Genomic DNA, 18,951 nt, shown 5'->3' on the forward strand with positions numbered 1-18,951 from the left:
ATGGATTTAGCTTTATTTCAGTATGTGGATGATGTGTTAGCTCTGTACAAACAAAAAAGAAATCTTTATGTTGAAATAAAAGAACATTTGGAAGATTTCTTTGAACAAGTGGATTTAGGTGACGGGGTAGTTTCTTACCCATCTCGCTTAAAGTCAGAAGAGAGTTTAAAAGAAAAATTGATTCGTCAAGAATTCTTTTCAAAGTTTGAAAATAGTCAAGAGGCTTTATCACAGGTATCGGATTTGGTTGGCTTAACCATTCAGGTTCGCTTTATTCGTCATGAAGTTTCGGTTTTCGAGAATTTATTCCATTTATTTTTGCCTTGTGATAATGGTCTTTATCAAGCCAAAGATTGTGGAAATATTTATTTAAATTTGGATACAGCGCAACCACAATCGCAAAAGAATGGTTGTCCGATTTATCGGATTGATGGATACTATCGTCTCCAAGATGAGATGGTTCGTTTTGAAATTCAGATTAAAGCGATGGTGCATCAGTTTTGGTCGGATATTGAGCATGAAGTCATTTATAAGAATTCAGATTATATTGTTCATGATCAATTTAATCGCAATATGTTAGCGGCAATAAGAGATAATCTGGAGGTCATGGATCATCAGTTGGAATTGATTTATTCAGAGATTTTCCATGGGAAAGTATCTTCACTTGGTCTGGATGAGCTTCATTTTAAACTGTTCTTGGCAAAGTCATTAAATGAATTGGTGAAAAAGAATATGGAAAAAGGGCTTGGTTTTAGTACTGATTTTCAAAAGCCATCAAGTACGATTGCACAAATGATTTTCATTCAGGAATTTATTCAACGTGAACAGAAGGAATTCTTAATGTTGGATTATTTAGAACGATTGGATGAATTGAAACAGAGTGATATTGATTTTAAGAAGGCTTTCTTATTGAAAGAACCAAAGAATTTAGAAGATGGTTTCTTGGTAGAAATGGTGCCGTATTTATTTAAGGAAATGAATGTGAATTTTCGTTGGCATGTATTCTTTCGAATGGTATTTGCGATTCAAAAAGAGGAGAGTACTGCTTGCTTTGTGGAAACTATTCGGATGATTGAACGTTTATTATTGCAGGATCAATGGTTAAAAGAAAAACTGATTAGTGTTTATGGTGAAACAGCGGAAGAAATCAATCAAAGCATCCGTCATTCTTTAGGGAAAGCTATGTGTGAAATTGACGATATTCGTTGTTACTACGAAGAAAATTTATTAAAAATTAGTCGTATTTTTCAAGATATATTAGAAATGATGATACAAGAAAAGAGGGACTTATTGTGGTTTGATAGGCAATTAAGGAAAGAAATTGCACAGCAGATTTAAAAAATGATAGAATAAGAGAGAGTTAAAGAGGTAATTGAGATGGCTGAATATATTGTGGTAGAAAAGAATAATGAGTTAGGTCGTATTGCAATCAATAAGTCGGTGATTGCGTCCATTGTGGAATTATCCATTCAAGAAGTGGAAAATGCGGTTGTAATTCCTAGTACACGTTTGAAAAGACCAATTACGATTAAGGTGGAAAAGGGTGCTTTATCTGTCTTTATTGAAATGAACTTAAAGTTTGGTGCCAATGTGAATGCGACTTGTGAGCTGGTTCAAAACAAAGCTTATGAAAATATTCAATTTATGACGGGTTTGAAACCAAAAGAGATTATGATTACAGTGGTTAATTTTGAAAATTAGTTGACAAAACGCTATAAATTTAGTTAAATGATTAGGTAATTGAAACGGAAAGAAGGAGCACCGCTTCTCACCTGATGTCCTTAGGACTTGGGTAGGTATGCCGTCATGAGATAACTGGATTATTGAAATGAGAGCAGGTACTTCTTCAATACCTGCTTTTTAATTATCGAATAGGAGGTTTGCTTGGGAAAAATCAAGAATAACAAAAATAGAAGACCGGAAGTCAATGATATTGTAAATGAAGATATCAAAGATAAAGAACTTTTGGTCATTGGACAGCATGGAGAACAAATGGGAGTTCTATCAAGAAGGGACGCTTTGCAAGTGGCGTATGATCAAGATTTGGACTTGTTGCTAGTATCGGCTAATGCGAATCCACCTGTTGCCCGAATCTTAGATTATGGTCGTTACCATTTTGAAGATTTAAAGAAGAAGCGTGAGGCCAAACGAAATCAATCAGTTACGGAGGTGAAGCCTTTGCGCCTATCACCGGTTATTGATCAACACGACTTTGAAACGAAATTAAAGAAATCTCGTGAATGGTTGGAGGATGGACTGAAGGTGCGTATTGATATGCGTTTTCGTGGTCGTATGATTACACGCCAAGAAATTGGTCGGGAAGTTATTGAACGATTTACACAGCAAATTTCTGACATTGCGGATGTATCAAAACCAGCTAAATTAGAGGGTAATACATTATCCGTTGTGTATTCGCCTAAAAATAAAAAGGGCAAGTAAAGGAGAAAGAATATGAAAGCAAAAGCAAGAAAACCAAAGAAAATCAAAATGAAAACCAAAAAGACTTTCGCTAAGCGTTCGAAAGTAACTGGTTCTGGTAAGATTTCTGTTCAACACAATTACGTTAGTCACTTTGCGGCTAATAAGACGCATAAACAAAAGAAACATTTATCGAAGGATACCACTGTTTCAGCATCAGATGTTAAGCGCGTATCGCAATTATTACAAGGTTAATAGGGGGGCTAAACGATGAGAGTAAAAGGATCAACACCAACAAGAAATAGAAGAAAGAAAGTCTTAAAGTTAGCCAAAGGTTACTTTGGTAGTAAACATGCGCTTTATAGAACAGCTAATGAACAAGTCATGCGTTCATTGCGCTATGCTTATAACCATCGTAAACAAATTAAACGTGAAATGCGTAAATTATGGATTGCTCGTATCAATGCGGCTGTTCGTCCATTTGATTTATCATATTCTAAGTTTATGCACGGCTTAAAGCTTGCCAATATTTCGATTAACAGAAAGATGTTATCAGAAATTGCCATTCATGATGAAGCTGGTTTTACTAAGTTAGTTGAAGCGGCTAAGAAGGCTTTATAAGAGAAGGAAATTCCTTCTTTTCCATGGTGAGTTGGTGAAATGGTTTAACACACCGCCCTCTCAAGGCGGGATGTGCGGGTTCGAATCCCGTACTCACTACTGCAAGGCTCCACAGGGAGTCTTTTTCTATATGACATATAGAGCTTGAGAGATTATAATAAAAGAGGATTATAAAAGGAGAGGTTCATGTCTTATCAGTTTTGTAGTGATATTAATAAACAAGAGTTTGATGACTTTGTGCATCGTTCTTCACAAAATAATTTATTTCAGGAAAGTAGTTGGGCGGATGTTAAAAATAACTGGATTCCTTTTTTTACAGGGATTTATGAAGATGGTAAATTAGTTGGAACGGGCTTAGTTTTGATGCGTCATTTATTTGGATCTTATCAATTATTTTATTTACCTAGAGGTCCTATTCTGGATGTTCATAATGAAAAACAAGTGACTTTCTATTTTCAAGAATTAAAGAAATTTGCGAAAACTAAAAAAGCCATCGCTATCCGTTTTGATCCATATTTGATTTCAAGGTCTTATCCTTATGAACAAAGAGAACAAAAACCGGAAAGACAACTGGAAGACTATATTGCTCTACTAAAGAAGTTAGGCATTCAACATAAAGGCTATACTACTCTTATGGAAGAAACCACGCAACCTCGGTTTAATGCTTGCAAGCACATGAGTGAAAATTATTTCGAAAAACTCAATTACAAAACAAGAAAATGCATCCGCCAAGCTCAAGAAAAAGGGGTTGAAATTCATGAAGGTCTTCAATTCAGCCAAGAATTAGCTCAAAGTATGCATTACACGGAAAAACGCAAACAAATTGCCTTACGAAATGAAGAGTATTTTAGGCATATGCTGGAGGTATATGGGTATCGTTCTATCAGCATGATTGCGACGATTCATTTCCCTCGCCAGATTACTCGTTTAGAACAGAAAGAAAACGATTTGAAAAATAAGCTGGCAGAAAAAGGTCTAAGTCTTAAGCAAAAAAACAACTTGCAAACGGAATTGGATAAGACACAAAGAACGATTTCTTCTTTACGAGAAAGATTTCAGCAAGAAGGAAAAGATGAAGTAGTCATCTGTGGTTTATTAGGAGCTTATAATCAAGGTGTGATGGAATTGTTTTACATGGGTAATCATCCGGATTATCTAAAGTATTACGCTTCCTATGCCTTATATAACGCCGCTTTACAGCATTGTCTGGTTTTAAAGATTCCGTATTGCTCCTTTGGTGGTATTGAGGGAAGTTTAGACGATGGCTTAACTATATTTAAATCCAATTGGGGCATGGAAGTGGAAGAATTGATTGGGGAGTTTAATTTGGTTTTAAACCCAGTTCTTTACTATGCTTTTGATCATCTTTATCCAAAATTAAGACAATGGGTAGCGAAAAGAAGAGGGCAAGTCAAATGAAGTTTTTAGAATCCTTGGATAGAAAAATATTTGATGAATTTGCGATTCATTCTAACTTGAATCATTATTCGAAAACATCAAATTTCATAGATTTAGCGAAGCTTAATGGGTATACAGATGGAGATTTACTGGCGGTGAGCGACAATCAGGGAAATATACTAGCGACAGCGGTGATGGTGCATAAGAAATATAAAGCTTTACCAATTCAATATTCTTATTGCCAATATGGTTTTAATGTGGATTTAGAAAAGAAGGATGTACTTTATTTTTTATTGGAACATTTAAAAGAGTTTGCTAAGAAAAAAGGTTCTTGCTTCTTGCGTATCGATCCCAACGTTTGTCGTTTGGAACATGAAAAAGATGGTCGCCTAAAAGAAGGGGGCTTTAATCAAGAATGGTTCACTCAATTTTTAATTGAGCAAGGCTTTCATCATTTGGGGTATAACTATGGCTATGCTGGAAACTGGATGTCTCGTTTTACCTATGTCAAAGATTTGGATATGGAGTGGAAAGCTTGTTTAAAAAGCATCAAGCGTCAAGCCAATTATACAGCTAAAAATGCTGAACGATTGGTGGAAGTAAGAAAAGGAAGTAAACAAGACTTGTGGATTTTGGTACAAGCCCAACAAGAATTAGCGAAAAAGCTTGGCTTTTTACCGAAAAAAGAAGTTTATTTTGAACGTTTTTGGGATATTTATGAAGAGTATGCTCGTTTTTATGTGGTGAAAACCAATTATCATCAAGCAAAACTCTCTTTGGAGACTCAGTTACAAGAAGCGCGCCAGCATATATTAGAAATTAAAGATTTGCATAAAGTGGAAATCGAAAACAAACACATTCAAGCCCTGGAAAATGAAATCCAAGAGATTGTTGAAGCGGGATTAGATATCAATCAAGATGTTTATTTAGGGGCTAAATTTATTATCCAACAAGCTGAAAAAGTATGGAATGTGTACATGTACACCAATAAAACACTGATGAACTTTCGAGCGGCTTTTGCCTTGCATATGGCAGCCATGAAGGATGCCTATGATCAAGGAGCGAAAAGCTATGATTTTGAAGGGGTTGTAGGCACCAGCGATCCAAATGATCCTATGTATGGTCAACAAAATTTCAAGAAGAGTTTTGGTGGAGATTTCTTAGAGTTTGTGGGGGAATTTGATTGCGTTTTCCAGACAAAAAAATATCGTTTTTGGCAGGCTTATGATCGAGTTTTAAGAGGGCTTCGTCGACGATATGCCCGTTTTATCATGCGTTATAAAAAGTAGACGGTATCTATCTTTTTCATTGAAAAGTTTTCACAATTTTCGTAATGAGTGAATAAATTATCATTTTTAATGCTAAAATACAATTATTTTTCTTTTTTTTGGATAGCGATTATGGCATTAATTCTATATAGTTGATACATGGGAGGAAATTATGAAAAAGAAATTTCTTAAATTGGGATCTTTTGCGCTCGCCATTTTGTTAGCATTCCCTTCGGCTTTAACTGCTAACGCATGTACAGGTGTGATTGTTGGCGGCGACTTAACAAAAGATGGTACGACAATCTTTGGTCGTACAGAAGACTTAGAGGTGGATCATAATAAAGCCTATAAGGTACATAAAGCTGGCACTTACAAGAAAGGTAGCACTAAGATTGATTGTGGCACCGATTGTCAAGCTGGTTACAAGCATACATTCTCGCATGATTCGTATCAGTATACATCTGTAAGTGATACCACACCTGAATATGGTGAATTCGATGAAGCAGGTTATAACGAAAAAGGGGTTATTGCTGATATGACAGTATCAGCAAGTGCCAATGATAAGATTTTAAGTGTTGATAATTATGTCGATAATGGTATTACTGAAGCTTTGATTACGACTGTTACTTTAGCGGAAGCGGATAGTGCTAAAGATGGTATTCAACGTATGGCTGACATTGTTGCCAAATATGGTGCCGCTGAAGGCAATGCCTTTGTTATTGCGGACAAAGATGAACTTTGGTACATGGAAGTTTATTCCGGTCATCAATTTTTGGCTATGAAGTATCCTCGTGATAAGTATTCGGTATTCCCTAATACTTTCTGGATTAATAAAGTTAAGCTTGAAAAGGGGGAAGAAAAAGAAAATTATATTACCGATAAGACGGGTAACTATATTTATTCAAAAGGTTTGTTTAGTACAGCTGAAAAGGCCGGTACATTCGTTGGTGATAAAGAAAAGAATATCATTGATGCGGCCAAGTCTTATGGACCAAGCGAATATTCTAATGGAAATCGTTATCGTGTTTACTCCGGTATCAAAGCATTAAATCCTAAATCAATGGTAAAAGAAAATGATAAGGTTTATGATTTCTTACAATCAGCTGATAAGAAGTCCATTGATTTAAGGGATGTTATGGCTTTAACGAGAAATCGTTTGGAAAACATTGGTAAAGTAGCGAATGATCAAAAGGGTGCTTACTATCCAATTGGTAACCGTAACACGATGGAAAGTCATATTTTCCAAGTGGATCACAATAAGAATGATGTTCTTCGTTCGGTCATGTGGTTAGCTTTAGGTAGCCCTCGTTTTTCTCCATATATTCCTTATCATCCAAATCAAACAGAGGGTCTTGCCCAAGCTAGTGCTGAATACAATGAATTCAATGAAAATTCTATTTATTGGTTAGCAACGGATGCTATGCATATGGCTGAAACAGACTTAAGCCATTTCTCTAAGATTGCTGATGCGGAAATTAAAGCTGTTGAACAATTCTTATTAGAATTGACAGATTTAACCCCTAAATCAGCTGAACAGGCAACGAAGGAAAATATAAGTGATGCTAAAGACGGCTTAGTTGCTGTACAAAGAATTCATGCTGAGATTAAAGCTGAATATGAAAAATACTTAAGCACAAAAGAAACCACTAGTACAACTTACAATAAGCGTACAGGTGCTGTGGTTCAAGTAAAAGCTCCAGCCGGTACAGCGAAGGTTCGTGTGGATGGTCATCTTAATAAGAAGGGTGATGTAGTAACATTAACAGATTATTATGGAAATCCAGTTAAGGATTTAAAGAAGCCGGTTGAAGTAAAAGCAACTTCAAGACAATTCCAAGATGGCAAAGAATATGAAATCAATGACGGCACTAGCAAACAAGTTGTAAAGGTCATTAACCATAGCTTGACTTATACAACAAAGACTTCTAAGGCAACGATTAAGGTTCATAAAAAAGAAAATCCAAAACCGGAAGAACCTAAGTATGAGGTGGTTGTTAGGAAGATTGATTCGAAGTTAGAAAACCATAAGTCTGAAGAATATGAAGCTTATGATATTTCTTTCGTTAGTGCAGATGGTAAAGTAGCGAAAGATGGTAAGATGAGAAAGGCTCATTTGAAACTTGAAAAATTTAATGCGAAAGATGTGTATATTCTTCACCGTAAACAAGACAATAGTCTTGAAGAAGTGAAGACCATCCATTCAACGAAGGGAAAAGAAATTGTATTTGAACACAATGATTTCTCACCATATTATTTCGTTAAGAAAACAACGCAGGTAACACCTAAACCAAGTGATAAGAAGAAGGCTTCTCAATCAGCTGAAACAGCGGATAAGAGTAAAGTATTTGAATTTGGTGTTGTTGGTTTAGCTGCCATGACTTTATTAGCTTACGCACTAAAAGAACGTTATAGTACTTCTCACTAAGAAGTGGAAATCTCAATCTTAGATTGGGGTTTTTTTATGGGCATAACAGTCCCTAAGTCAAGTGAATTATGGTATAAGTAGGAGACATAAGGAGAGTTACATGATGATTGTATTAGCTGGAATGATTGGTGTAGGTAAGACAACTTACGCCCAAAAATTAGCTGAAAGTTTAGGGACGACTTTATTTGAAGAACCGGTGGAAGATAACCCAATATTGCCTCTATATTATCGGGATTTAAAACGCTACGCTTTTGCGCTACAAATCTTTTTCTTAAATAAGCGCTTTAAATTGATTAAGGAAGCCTTTTATGAAGATAATAATGTCTTAGACCGTAGTATCTATGAAGATGGCTTGTTTACCTTTATCAATTATGAAAGAGGAAATATCACCAAAGAAGAATATGAACTTTATTGCGATTTAGTGGACAATATGATGGAAGAATTGGATAGTCTACCAAAGAAAGCTCCAGATTTATTGGTGTATCTAAGTGCAAAACCAGCATATATCTTTGAAAATATTCGTAAAAGAGGTAGGGATTATGAACAACCAACCAAAGAAAATGGCTTAGAAGATTACTACAAAGACTTAATTTCCCATTACGAAGATTGGTATAAAGCTTACAATAAATCCGCTAAGATAGCGATTGAAGTGGATCAATACGATATTTTAGAAAATGAAAAAGATTGGCAAGAAGTTTTGAATACTATTACCAATCACTTGCCAACGACGAAATAAAATAGAAATGAAAAATTCTATTTTTCATCTTAATCATAGGAACATTGGCTTAATTCCTTCATTTAAAAAAGCTATCAAGTGATAGCTTTAGTTTTCTAATTGAGCAATGGATAAACGCAATCTTCTTAGCGTTTCCTCTTTGCCTAAGATGTCGGCAATCTCAATGGCACCGCCTGGTGTAAATTGTTTACCGGAGATAGCCAAACGAAGAGGGAAGAGAACTTGCCCATTTTTCATTTCTAATTGAGCTGGTAATTCCATGAGTTTATCATGAAGAGTTTGTTCATTCCAATCCTTTTGAGCCTCTAAGACTGGTAAAGCGGCCTTTAAGGAAATAAGAGCTATTTCCGGATTGGTTTTCATCTTTTTATTGGTATATAAATCATTTTCATAAGTAGGGAATTGGTCAAAGAAATCCACCATTTCAGGAATTTGAACTAGTGTTTCTGCACGGTTTTGTAAAATCTTAGCAATCTTATGGAAATCAAAGTTTCCTTTAACACTTTGTGCAATATATGGTTCTATGAGTTGGCTATATTGATCCAAATCCATATTTCTTAACCATTGTGCATTTACCCAAGTTAATTTATTGATATCAAAGATAGCCCCAGATGTACCAATATGTTTTACATTAAAGGCTTCTACTAATTCGTCTAATGTATAAATCTCTTGATCCGTTTCAGGAGCCCAACCTAACAAGGCAATGTAATTTAAGACTGCTTCTGGTAAATAGCCTTTTTCCATTAAGTCTTGGAAAGAGGCATCACCATTGCGTTTGGATAACTTTGTTTTTTCATCCTTCATAACAGGTGGACAATGCACATAGCTTGGAATATGCCAATCAAAGGCTTGGTAGATGAGGTTGTATTTTGGAGTTGAGCTTAAGTATTCCATACCACGCACCACGTGGGTAATGTTCATTGTATGATCATCAATGATATTCGCAAAATTATAGGTAGGGAAACCATCGGACTTTAATAAAATAGATTCATCTAAGGTTTCATTCTCCACAGTAATATGACCAAAGACTTCATCATCAAAAGAAGTTGTACCTGTTGTCGGAATGGTTTGGCGAATCACATAAGCCTCCCCATTTTCAATTCTCTTTTCACATTCCTCTGTGGATAATAATTTACATGGATCATCGTATTTAAAGCTTTCACCACGGGCTGTTTGGAGCTCCTTTTGCGTATTGATCATCTCTTCATCGCAGAAACAATAATGTGCTCCACCACGTTGGATTAATTCTTTCGCATATTTTTGGTAAATTCCAGAACGCATTCTTTCTGACTGAACATAAGGACCAAAGTTTCCTTCTTTATCTGGTCCTTCATCGTATTCCAAGTGACATTGTTCAAGGGTTTGGTAAATGATGTCCGTCGCTTTTTCCACTAAACGACCTTGGTCTGTATCTTCAATACGAAGAATAAAGACACCCTCCGGATCTTTTTTAGCAATTAAGTAGGTATATAACGCCGTTCTTAAGTTACCAATATGCATATAGCCAGTTGGACTAGGCGCAAATCTTGTTCTTCTCATGTATTTCTCCTTATTACTGTATCTTTATTATTATAGCCTTATAGTTGTATTTTTCTAGAAAAACTTTATAATTTAAAGCAGTTATTGGGGTATAGCCAAGCGGTAAGGCAACTGGCTCTGAACCAGTCATGCGTGAGTTCGAATCTCTCTACCCCAGCTGCGCTAAAGGGCGCTTTTTATTTTCTTTTTTGAATTACTTAAATATGTGGTAGGATTTTTATATGAAAAGTGAAATTATTATTGCAACGAAAAACCAAAATAAAGTCCACGAATTCAAACAAATGTTAGAACCAATGGGCTACCTAGTTAAAAGCTTACTGGATTACAAAGATTTTCCTGAAATTGAAGAAGATGGCTTTACTTTTGAAGATAATGCTCGTATTAAAGCAGAAACCGCTTCTAAGTTATTGGGTTGTATGGTAATTAGTGATGACTCCGGTTTAGAAATTGATGCCTTTGATGGTCAACCCGGTGTCTATTCAGCACGTTGGTTGGGGGAACTAACGCCTTATCGTTATAAAAACCAAGTAATTTTAGATAGAATGAGAAATGAAGAGAATCGTTTGGCTCGTTACGTTTGTGTTTTGGCGTTGGCTAGACCAAATCAAGAAACAATTTTCTTTCGTGGTGAATGCGAAGTGGAAGTAGCTTTTGAGGCAAAGGGGGAACATGGCTTTGGTTATGATCCAATTATGCTAGATAAAGAAAGTGGTAAAACTTTAGCAGAAATGAGCGATGAAGAAAAAGCGGCGATTTCGCATAGAGGAATTGCGGTTCGTCAGCTTAAAGAATGGTTTGAATATGAGATGGCTTAAAACAAGTTTAATGGGTTTTTTCTTTTTTTTGGCTTTGTTACTAACAGTAATTGATTTCGTTGCTTTTGATGAAAACTTGTTCCGTTCTTCGTATCGTAAAGAAAACACCATGGAAGTAATGGGAATGAGTGAAGAAGATTTGCTGAAGGCTTCCCATGTTTTATTGGATTATATCAAAGGCAAACGGGAAAATATTCTTATTAAAGCGAAAGTCAATGGTCAAGAAAGAGAAGTTTTTGATGAAAGAGAAAGCAAACATATGTTAGATGTGAAGAAGCTTTATGAAAAAGCAATGTTAGTGCGTCATGGGAGTATTATCTTTTTGTTGGGACTATTTCTTTATGAGTTTCTTAAACATAAGGATGGAATACGTTCATTTTTATGGGAAAGTTTTTGCTATGGAGGGCTTTGTTTTGGTAGCTTAATCGTGGTGATAGTGTTATACGCCATCACGGATTTTTATAACTTTTGGATGAATTTTCATTATTTATTCTTTGATAATGATTTATTTCTTTTAGATCCCAATGTTTCTTTAATGATTAATATGTTTCCAGAGAGCTTCTTTTATAGCATGGTAATGCGGATTATCTTAATCTTCGGGCTATTGAGTTTATTGTTTGGGGGAATGTTGTACTATTCTTTTTACCGCTTAAGGAGAAAGCTTATATGATTTATATTGTTTTATTTGAACCTGAAATTCCCGGTAATACCGGAAATATTATGCGCACTTGTGCAGCTTGGAATATGAAATTATGTCTCATAGAACCTCTTGGTTTTCGTCTGGATGAGAAACATCTAAAACGAGCAGGGATGGATTATAGCGAAAATGTAGATTATGTTAAATACATGAATTGGGATGCTTTTTTGAAGGAACACGAGGGTAAAGGTTTATTCTATTATGTGACACGCTATGGTAAGCGCACACCAGATTCCTTCCTCTATCCAAAAGAACAAGATATTTATTTAATCTTCGGCAAAGAGAGTACGGGTATACCAAAGGAAATTCTAGCCAGTCATGAAGAGTATTGTATTCGCATTCCCATGGTTCAAGAAGCACGTTCTCTGAACCTAAGCAATTGCGTGGCTTTATGTGCCTATGAAGTGAATCGTCAATTAGGCTACCCAGGTTTAAGTCATACCGAAGTGATTAAAGGACCAGATTTTTTAAACCAATTTAAATAGTAAAAAGATTATCCTCTTCAAAAATGGGATAATCCTTTTATAATCATATTCTTCGCATTTTATTCTATATTTAGTTATTCTAATAAGGTAAGAATAAGAGAATATCCATCATTGCTTTTGGTTAAGCAAAAGAGAACAGGAGTAACTATGATTCAAGAAAGTATTCAACCGAAAAAAATATGTGCTTGTAAAAACTCTTCTTCCGCTATTAAGAGTGGGGATTCGATTTATATTGCAGCTCAGCTGCCAATGGATGAAAATGGCCGCTTGATAGCCAAAGATATTGAAAGTCAAGTGGAACGATGTCTTAAGAACATGGATATGATTTTAAAAGAAGCGGGATTAGGGGTTCGTTATGTTTTAACGACAAGGGTGTATTTAGTAAATATGGAAGATTTATACGTCGTCGATAAAAAAATGGCAGGATATTTTAAAGAACCATATCCGGCTCGTACGGTGCTTGGTGTTTCGGCGTTACCATGTGGTGCTTTGGTACAAATAGAAGCCTTTGCGATGGATACAAGGGCGATTGAAATCCTAATGAGCCATGAAGATTGCTCGGAATGTTCGGAATCAGTTTGTGAAGTTGTTCGGAATATCCATTAAGCGGTTTACCGCTTTTTAATTTGTGTTAGAATTTATTTGTCATGAAATTAAAAGCATTAAAAGTTCACTTTGTGAAAAAAGATATTCGGAATGTGTTGATGATTATTGTGTCCGCACTTTTGTATGCCTATGGCTTACAAACTTTTGTGAAATGGGGGAACTTATACCCAAGTGGCTTTGCCGGAATTGCTCGTTTGGCTATCCAAATTATTTACGATAGGATAGGAATTGAAATTCCCTTTGCACTCGTTTATTTTGGTTTAAATATTCTTGTGACAATCTTAGTTTGGAAACGGATTGGTCATAAGTTTATTCTTTTTTCGTTCTTATGGTATTCATTAGCTTCTTTCTTCACCACCTTTTTAAACTTCAATGTCATTACGAATGATCAATTATTGATTGCAGTATTTGGTGGTATTCTCAATGGTTTTTCAGTCGGAATAGCATTGAATGCGAATGCGTCAAGTGGGGGGACGGATTTCATTGCGATTGATTTAAGTGCCCGTTTAAATCGACCTACTTGGAATTATATTTTAATCATCAATGCCTTAGTATTAGCGATTGCCGGTATTCGTAGTGGCTGGAGTTTAGCTTTATATTCGATTATCTTTCAATTTGTTTCAACACAAGTGGTGAATACGATGTATTCTCGTTATAAATTATCACGAATGGAAATCATTACTGACTATCCTGAAGATGTAAGCCAAAGAATTTTTAAGCTCTATCGCCATGGTATTACGCAAATTCAAGTCTTGGGAGTGTATAAGAAACGCACACATAATTTATTGATGTTAACGGTGAATCAGAGTCAAGTGGCGAATATTGTGCAGGCGGTGAAAAAGGTGGATCCTATGGCTTTTGTGACAGTTTATGAAGTGGAAAGAGTCATTGGTAATTTCTACCAGCAACCAGTGGAATAATATGCAGTTAGAATTGAAAGCTAATAAAAAGAAATGTAGATTTCTATTTTAGAAACCTACTTTATGGATAATATATAGGAAGTCGTTCTACTTTTTGAATTGGATGGTCATACCCATCCTTTTTTGTACCTTCCATAAGGTCTTATTGGCAATAGGGTTAGCTCTTTCAGCCCCTTCCTTTAAAATCTCATCCACATGACCCGCAGCTTCGAAACGTTTGTAATTAGATTGAATTTTTTCTAACTCACAAACAACACTGTCAGCAACGACTTTCTTGAAATCGCTATAACCTTTACCTTCAAATTCCTTTTCAATATCAGCCATGGATTTATTATGGTTTAAAGCAGAATATATTTGCATTAAGTTAGAGATACCGGGTTGATTCTCTGGATCATAATGAACTTTAGCTACCATATCCGTAACGGCTGCCATAATCTTTTTGCGTGCCACTTTTGAATCATCTAACAAATAAACAATGCCTTTTTCACTATCATCTGATTTCGACATCTTTTTCTTAGGATTTTGTAAGGACATAATCCGAGCGCCCGTTTTCGGCACAACCGGTTCGGGAATTTGGAAATCACAACCATACTTATTATTCATTCTCTCCGCTAAATTACGAGTTAATTCGACGTGTTGCTTTTGGTCTTCACCAACTGGTACATAATCGGCTCCATAAAGTAAGATATCCGCCGCCATTAAAGAGGGATAGGTATAAATACCACCAGTTAAAGAAGTTTCGCCTTTGGCTTGTTTATCCTTGAATTGTGTCATTCGATTTAATTCACCAAGGTAGGTGTTACTGGTCATAATAAAACCAAGTTGAGCGTGGGCAGGCACATCAGTTTGTAAGAAGATAGTTGATTTTTTAGGGTCAAGACCACAAGCCAAGTATAATAAGATACAATCTTTTAAATTCTTTTTTAAAATCTTTGGATCTTGGGGCACGGTGATGCAATGCAAATTCGCAATAAACACAAACATTTCGTAGTCATCTTGTAGCTGAACAAAGTTCTTCAGAGCACCAATGTAGTTACCTAGGTGTAATTGTCCCGTAGGCTTAATTCCACTTAACATTTTTTTCATAAAATACCTCAATTTCTTCTCTATTTTGCCACAAGGAAAGATATTTCTCAATGAGGTAAATAATGCTATAATATTTTTCGCGAGGAGGTAAATTATGATTGTTGTCTATACATCGCCGGGCTGTGCTAGTTGTCGAAAAGTGAAATCTTGGCTGAACGAACATCACTTACCTTTTATAGAAAAAAATATTTTCAAAACATTATTGAATGATAATGAAATTAAACATTTATTAATGCGCTCTGAAAATGGCTCAGATGATATTATTTCTAAGCGTTCTAAAGTCATTCAAGAAATGAATTTGGATTTGGATGCGATGACAGTGGATGAACTAGTTCACTTTATAAAGAAAAATCCTTCTGTTTTAAAACGTCCGATTATCATCTCGGAAAATAGTTTTCAAGTAGGTTATGATGAAGAAGAAATGGGTGTCTTTGTGCCAAGAGAACTCAGAGAATTTGCGAATGAAGCTTGCGGACCAAATTGTCCTAACTACAAGCTTTGTCAAAATGGTTTTGAAGATTTACGCAAACAAGCAAATTAAAGTTTTGCTTGTTTTTTAATGCTATAATGGTGACGTATGAAAATATTGGTTGGTTTATCAGGTGGGGTGGATTCCGCCATCGCCGCTTATTTATTGCAGAAACAAGGACATGATGTAACTTGTGCTTTTATGCGTAATTGGGATAGTGTTGCGAATGGTGATTTTGCCGGAAATCCCACTTTAAATGATTCAGTTTGTTCACAAGAATCCGATTATGCGGATGCGAAAGCGGTGGCGGATAAATTAGGATTACCTTTATTGCGTGTTGATTTTATTAAAGAGTATTGGGATGATGTTTTCCAAACTTTTCTCAGCGAATACCAAAAAGGAAGAACCCCCAATCCAGATATACTTTGTAATCGTTATATCAAGTTTGCGAAATTTATGAAATTTGCTCGTCAAGAAGGATTTGAAACAGTCGCGACGGGGCATTATGTGAAATTAGGACATGAAAATGGTCATGGAGTCTTAATAAAAGCAGATGATCGTAATAAAGATCAATCCTATTTTTTGGCTGAAGTCAATCGAGAAGTGTTGGATCATGTGCTATTTCCTTTAGCTGAAGTTGAAAAAACAGAGGTGCGTCGCATTGCGACTGAATTGGATTTATCCATTGCTAAAAAGAAAGATAGTACGGGTATCTGTTTTATTGGTGAAAGGGATTTCCGTGCTTTCTTAAGCAATTATTTACCAATGAAGTCCGGTAAGATTGTCAATATTGTGGAAAAGAAAGTGGTGGGTGAACATAAAGGTGTTCTTTATTACACCATTGGGCAAAGAAAAGGTTTGGATATTGGTGGAATTGGTCCCTTCTTTGTAGTCGGTAAAAATGTGGAAACCAACATACTTTATGTGGTTGACCAAGAACATCGTCATTGGTTAACATCCGATTCTTGTTTGGTAACGAAGATGAATTGGTTAGCGAATCGTCAATTTCCTTTGCGGGGAAGCGCTAAATTCCGTTATCGTCAACAAGACCAAGCGGTTACGATTGAAAAAATAGATGAACAAAGCGTTTTATTAAAGTATCCACAAGGGGTTGAAGCCGTTACCCCGGGTCAAGAGGCTGTGCTTTATGATGGGGATGTTATGATTGCTGGTGGACAGATTGATATTGTTTATCAAAATGGGCAAGATTTAAAGGCTAAGGTTAATCAAGAAGGAAAGCAATACCGGCATGAGTGATTATGTGATGCTGCAAGGTAAATTCAAATACATTCTCTTCCGTAACGAAGAGAATTTTTATACCGTTGCCAAGTTTCATGATGAGATTGAAAACGATACTTTAACAATTACCGGCTACTTTTCTTCGATTGATGAGGAAGTGTCTTATGCATTAAAAGGAACTTACTTAGATCATCCTAAATATGGTCTACAGTTTGCTTGCCTAGAGGCTAAGAAAATAGCACCAAAAGATGAAGAAAGTTATATTCATTACTTTAGTGGTGGAAATTTTCGTTATATTGGTAAAAAAACAGCGAAGCGAATTGTGGAAACCTTGGGTTTAGATTGCATCGCTAAGATTAAAGAAGATAAAAGTTGTTTAGATCTTGTCCCATCGCTTACATTGAAACAGAAAAATTCTATTATTGAAAACCTGCAACAAGAAGAAGAGGGTTTTGAAAAATTAATTCCTTTGTTAAGCATTGCCGGCATTGGGCATGCTAATTTATTGAGTATTCATCGTTTCTATGGTAAAGAGGCTTTTAATCAAGTGATGGAAAATCCATATCGTTTAGTTGAAGATATTCAAGGCATTGGCTTTAAAATGGCAGACAAAATTGGTCAATACCTAAATATTGATAAAAAAGACGAGAGAAGGATTTACGCTTACATTCTTTCTTTGGTTGATAAAATGACGATGAATAGTGGAAATAGCTTTGTTAGCTATGAAGAATTACTAGCCAACTTTATGAATCTAAGTCATTTGGATGAAACAATTTTTTCATCGGTTTTAAATCAAATTCTATTTCGTGGTTCATTGATTCAAGAAGAAAATCGAATTTATCCTTTAGCTCAATATGAAGCGGAGGTCGGAATTGCGAACGCTTTAAGTCAATTTCCAGTAGGAAGCTTAGAAGATTATGATAAGCAACGTTTGGAGAAAGAAATTCATGCTTTACAAAAAGAGCTGGGTATTATCTACGATGAAACGCAAATTCAAGCTATTCATCATTTCTTTCAAGAAGATTTTGTGATTTTAACAGGTGGACCAGGAACAGGTAAAACAACTTTAGTTCGTTCTTTTGTGCATTTGTTTAAACGCCTTTATCCAGCTAAAGTTGTGGCTTGTTGTGCGCCAACGGGAAGAGCGGCGAAGCATTTGTCGGAAGTTTGCGATGTTAAGGCAACGACCATTCATTCTTTATTGCAATGGAATTTAGAAGCCAATTTATTTCAAAAGAATGAAGAAGATCCCATTCAAGCGGATTTATTGATTATTGATGAGTTTTCTATGGTGGATCAATGGTTGTTCTATCATATTTTGTTGGCTTGTGGATTGGTGAAAAAGATTTGTGTGATTGGGGATGAAGACCAGTTACCTAGCGTAGCCCCTGGTTCTTTATTAAGAGATTTAATTGTTTCTAAACAGTTTGGTTATCGTCAATTAACCCATATTTATCGCCAAAAAGAAGGATCAGAAGTCATTCAATTGGCTTTAGCTATTCGCCAAGAAAGCTTAGACTTAACAAAATTTCATCAAGATGTGCAATTCGAAGAATGTGCTATTCATGAAATACGACCTAAGATACAAGCGGTTATTCAAGTTGCTTTAGAAAAGGGTTTGACTTTAGAGGATATTCAAGTGATTGCACCAATGTATCATGGTACCGCTGGCATTGATGCTTTAAATATGTCTTTACAAGACCTATTTAATCCAGCCAAAGAGAATAAAAAAGAAGTCCAACAAGGGCTACGTTTATTCCGTGAAGGAGATAAGGTTATGCAATTAAAAAATCAGCCGGATGATGATGTGTATAATGGTGATATTGGCTTTATTGAGGAAATTCAAATAGATGATCCAAAGCATCCGGAACAAGCTTTAATATTTGTCTTATTTGGTGATCATGTGGTGGAATATTCTCATCAAAATTTAGATAAATTAAGTTTAGCGTATTGTATCTCCATTCATAAATCCCAAGGTTCAGAGTACCCGATGGTTATTGTGCCGATTTGTGCCCAACATCGTATTATGCTACGAAAGAGATTGTTGTATACCGCCGTCACCCGTAGTTCAAAATATTTATATATCTTCGGTTCTCGTGAAGAATTTGAAAGAGGAAGTTATTTAGAAGAAAAAAATGTGCGAAAAACAACTTTAGTGCAAAGATTAACCCAACAAAATTCTTTTTTATGGTAGAATAATCCTAAATCAAAGATAGAGGATAAGTACGA

At 35.6% G+C, this 18,951-nt stretch carries 19 protein-coding genes, 2 tRNA genes and 1 other annotated feature; of the genes, 19 read left to right on the plus strand and 2 right to left on the minus strand.

Annotated features, from left to right (window positions below):
* The 10 genes from JOS54_RS03185 to JOS54_RS03230 all read left to right on the plus strand — a co-directional run bounded on the left by JOS54_RS03185 (position 1) and on the right by JOS54_RS03230 (position 8,866).
* Entirely contained in the window at positions 1–1,338 is a 1,338-nt protein-coding gene (locus tag JOS54_RS03185) for a hypothetical protein (RefSeq protein WP_203245627.1), read from the plus strand.
* 39 nt (positions 1,339–1,377) lie between these two features.
* A complete protein-coding gene (locus JOS54_RS03190; protein ID WP_203245628.1) occupies positions 1,378–1,701 on the plus strand; it encodes an Asp23/Gls24 family envelope stress response protein in 324 nt (107 codons plus the stop codon).
* A gap of 43 nt (positions 1,702–1,744) precedes the next feature.
* Positions 1,745–1,871, plus strand: a sequence feature (ribosomal protein L20 leader region).
* Between the two features lie 13 nt (positions 1,872–1,884).
* Positions 1,885–2,439 carry a translation initiation factor IF-3 gene (gene infC, locus JOS54_RS03195; RefSeq protein WP_203245629.1) on the plus strand — a complete coding sequence of 185 codons (555 nt, stop codon included), beginning with the start codon at positions 1,885–1,887 and terminating at the stop codon, positions 2,437–2,439.
* Positions 2,440–2,451: 12 nt separating this feature from the next.
* Positions 2,452–2,673 (plus strand): 50S ribosomal protein L35, encoded by a 222-nt coding sequence (rpmI, locus tag JOS54_RS03200; protein ID WP_203245630.1) that lies wholly within the window; start codon positions 2,452–2,454, stop codon positions 2,671–2,673.
* Positions 2,674–2,688: 15 nt separating this feature from the next.
* Positions 2,689–3,039, plus strand: coding sequence for a 50S ribosomal protein L20 (gene rplT / locus JOS54_RS03205; protein ID WP_203245631.1), 351 nt, complete (start codon positions 2,689–2,691; stop codon positions 3,037–3,039).
* 25 nt (positions 3,040–3,064) lie between these two features.
* Positions 3,065–3,138 (plus strand) — tRNA-Glu (locus JOS54_RS03210).
* A gap of 87 nt (positions 3,139–3,225) precedes the next feature.
* Positions 3,226–4,458 carry a peptidoglycan bridge formation glycyltransferase FemA/FemB family protein gene (locus JOS54_RS03215; RefSeq protein ID WP_203245632.1) on the plus strand — a complete coding sequence of 411 codons (1,233 nt, stop codon included), beginning with the start codon at positions 3,226–3,228 and terminating at the stop codon, positions 4,456–4,458.
* Positions 4,455–5,726 carry a peptidoglycan bridge formation glycyltransferase FemA/FemB family protein gene (locus JOS54_RS03220; protein WP_203245633.1) on the plus strand — a complete coding sequence of 424 codons (1,272 nt, stop codon included), beginning with the start codon at positions 4,455–4,457 and terminating at the stop codon, positions 5,724–5,726. Before JOS54_RS03215 ends, JOS54_RS03220 begins: the two co-directional genes overlap by 4 nt.
* A gap of 151 nt (positions 5,727–5,877) precedes the next feature.
* Positions 5,878–8,130: a C69 family dipeptidase gene (locus JOS54_RS03225; protein WP_203245634.1), complete on the plus strand. Its 2,253-nt coding sequence runs from the start codon at positions 5,878–5,880 to the stop codon at positions 8,128–8,130.
* A 100-nt stretch (positions 8,131–8,230) separates the two neighbouring features.
* Positions 8,231–8,866 carry a deoxynucleoside kinase gene (locus JOS54_RS03230; protein WP_203245635.1) on the plus strand — a complete coding sequence of 212 codons (636 nt, stop codon included), beginning with the start codon at positions 8,231–8,233 and terminating at the stop codon, positions 8,864–8,866.
* 87 nt (positions 8,867–8,953) lie between these two features.
* Here JOS54_RS03230 and gltX read toward each other — a convergent pair whose 3' ends face one another.
* A complete protein-coding gene (gene gltX / locus JOS54_RS03235; RefSeq protein ID WP_203245636.1) occupies positions 8,954–10,405 on the minus strand; it encodes a glutamate--tRNA ligase in 1,452 nt (483 codons plus the stop codon).
* Between the two features lie 85 nt (positions 10,406–10,490).
* Here gltX and JOS54_RS03240 point away from each other — a divergent pair.
* From JOS54_RS03240 to JOS54_RS03265, 6 genes are all read left to right on the plus strand, one after another.
* Positions 10,491–10,562, plus strand: a tRNA-Gln gene (locus JOS54_RS03240).
* Between the two features lie 64 nt (positions 10,563–10,626).
* Positions 10,627–11,220, plus strand: a complete 594-nt coding sequence (gene rdgB, locus JOS54_RS03245; RefSeq protein ID WP_203245637.1) for an RdgB/HAM1 family non-canonical purine NTP pyrophosphatase — start codon at positions 10,627–10,629, stop codon at positions 11,218–11,220.
* Entirely contained in the window at positions 11,207–11,890 is a 684-nt protein-coding gene (locus tag JOS54_RS03250; RefSeq protein WP_203245638.1) for a TIGR01906 family membrane protein, read from the plus strand. The genes rdgB and JOS54_RS03250 overlap by 14 nt, the downstream gene beginning before the upstream one ends.
* Positions 11,887–12,402, plus strand: a complete 516-nt coding sequence (locus tag JOS54_RS03255; protein ID WP_203245639.1) for a tRNA (cytidine(34)-2'-O)-methyltransferase — start codon at positions 11,887–11,889, stop codon at positions 12,400–12,402. Before JOS54_RS03250 ends, JOS54_RS03255 begins: the two co-directional genes overlap by 4 nt.
* Before the next feature lie 147 nt (positions 12,403–12,549).
* Positions 12,550–13,008, plus strand: a complete 459-nt coding sequence (locus tag JOS54_RS03260; protein WP_203245640.1) for a RidA family protein — start codon at positions 12,550–12,552, stop codon at positions 13,006–13,008.
* Between the two features lie 41 nt (positions 13,009–13,049).
* Positions 13,050–13,928 (plus strand): YitT family protein, encoded by an 879-nt coding sequence (locus tag JOS54_RS03265; protein WP_203245641.1) that lies wholly within the window; start codon positions 13,050–13,052, stop codon positions 13,926–13,928.
* Between the two features lie 87 nt (positions 13,929–14,015).
* On the opposite strand, the gene trpS is transcribed toward JOS54_RS03265, so the two are convergent.
* On the minus strand, positions 14,016–15,014 hold the full coding sequence (gene trpS, locus JOS54_RS03270; protein WP_203245642.1) for a tryptophan--tRNA ligase: 999 nt from the start codon (positions 15,012–15,014) through the stop codon (positions 14,016–14,018).
* A gap of 94 nt (positions 15,015–15,108) precedes the next feature.
* Between trpS and spx the strand changes: the two genes are divergently transcribed.
* The 3 genes from spx to JOS54_RS03285 are packed head-to-tail and all read left to right on the plus strand — an operon-like array spanning position 15,109 to position 18,916.
* On the plus strand, positions 15,109–15,555 hold the full coding sequence (gene spx / locus JOS54_RS03275; RefSeq protein WP_203245643.1) for a transcriptional regulator Spx: 447 nt from the start codon (positions 15,109–15,111) through the stop codon (positions 15,553–15,555).
* Between the two features lie 36 nt (positions 15,556–15,591).
* Positions 15,592–16,740, plus strand: coding sequence for a tRNA 2-thiouridine(34) synthase MnmA (gene mnmA / locus JOS54_RS03280; protein WP_203245644.1), 1,149 nt, complete (start codon positions 15,592–15,594; stop codon positions 16,738–16,740).
* Positions 16,733–18,916, plus strand: a complete 2,184-nt coding sequence (locus tag JOS54_RS03285; RefSeq protein WP_203245645.1) for an ATP-dependent RecD-like DNA helicase — start codon at positions 16,733–16,735, stop codon at positions 18,914–18,916. Before mnmA ends, JOS54_RS03285 begins: the two co-directional genes overlap by 8 nt.
* Positions 18,917–18,951: the final 35 nt, after the last annotated feature.

This window comes from Bulleidia sp. zg-1006, from assembly GCF_016812035.1.
In the GTDB taxonomy this organism is placed as follows: Bacteria; Bacillota_I; Bacilli_A; order Erysipelotrichales; family Erysipelotrichaceae; genus Bulleidia.

Excerpts from the sequence above, each read along its gene's own strand:
- JOS54_RS03185 (WP_203245627.1), top strand. The coding sequence starts at position 1 with ATGGATTTAGCTTTATTTCAGTATGTGGATGATGTGTTAGCTCTGTAC.
- JOS54_RS03190 (WP_203245628.1), top strand. The coding sequence starts at position 1,378 with ATGGCTGAATATATTGTGGTAGAAAAGAATAATGAGTTAGGTCGTATT.
- rpmI (WP_203245630.1), top strand. The coding sequence starts at position 2,452 with ATGAAAGCAAAAGCAAGAAAACCAAAGAAAATCAAAATGAAAACCAAA.
- rplT (WP_203245631.1), top strand. The coding sequence starts at position 2,689 with ATGAGAGTAAAAGGATCAACACCAACAAGAAATAGAAGAAAGAAAGTC.
- JOS54_RS03215 (WP_203245632.1), top strand. The coding sequence starts at position 3,226 with ATGTCTTATCAGTTTTGTAGTGATATTAATAAACAAGAGTTTGATGAC.
- JOS54_RS03220 (WP_203245633.1), top strand. The coding sequence starts at position 4,455 with ATGAAGTTTTTAGAATCCTTGGATAGAAAAATATTTGATGAATTTGCG.
- JOS54_RS03225 (WP_203245634.1), top strand. The coding sequence starts at position 5,878 with ATGAAAAAGAAATTTCTTAAATTGGGATCTTTTGCGCTCGCCATTTTG.
- JOS54_RS03230 (WP_203245635.1), top strand. The coding sequence starts at position 8,231 with ATGATGATTGTATTAGCTGGAATGATTGGTGTAGGTAAGACAACTTAC.
- gltX (WP_203245636.1), bottom strand. The coding sequence starts at position 10,405 with ATGAGAAGAACAAGATTTGCGCCTAGTCCAACTGGCTATATGCATATT.
- rdgB (WP_203245637.1), top strand. The coding sequence starts at position 10,627 with ATGAAAAGTGAAATTATTATTGCAACGAAAAACCAAAATAAAGTCCAC.
- JOS54_RS03250 (WP_203245638.1), top strand. The coding sequence starts at position 11,207 with ATGAGATGGCTTAAAACAAGTTTAATGGGTTTTTTCTTTTTTTTGGCT.
- JOS54_RS03255 (WP_203245639.1), top strand. The coding sequence starts at position 11,887 with ATGATTTATATTGTTTTATTTGAACCTGAAATTCCCGGTAATACCGGA.
- JOS54_RS03260 (WP_203245640.1), top strand. The coding sequence starts at position 12,550 with ATGATTCAAGAAAGTATTCAACCGAAAAAAATATGTGCTTGTAAAAAC.
- JOS54_RS03265 (WP_203245641.1), top strand. The coding sequence starts at position 13,050 with ATGAAATTAAAAGCATTAAAAGTTCACTTTGTGAAAAAAGATATTCGG.
- trpS (WP_203245642.1), bottom strand. The coding sequence starts at position 15,014 with ATGAAAAAAATGTTAAGTGGAATTAAGCCTACGGGACAATTACACCTA.
- spx (WP_203245643.1), top strand. The coding sequence starts at position 15,109 with ATGATTGTTGTCTATACATCGCCGGGCTGTGCTAGTTGTCGAAAAGTG.
- mnmA (WP_203245644.1), top strand. The coding sequence starts at position 15,592 with ATGAAAATATTGGTTGGTTTATCAGGTGGGGTGGATTCCGCCATCGCC.
- JOS54_RS03285 (WP_203245645.1), top strand. The coding sequence starts at position 16,733 with ATGAGTGATTATGTGATGCTGCAAGGTAAATTCAAATACATTCTCTTC.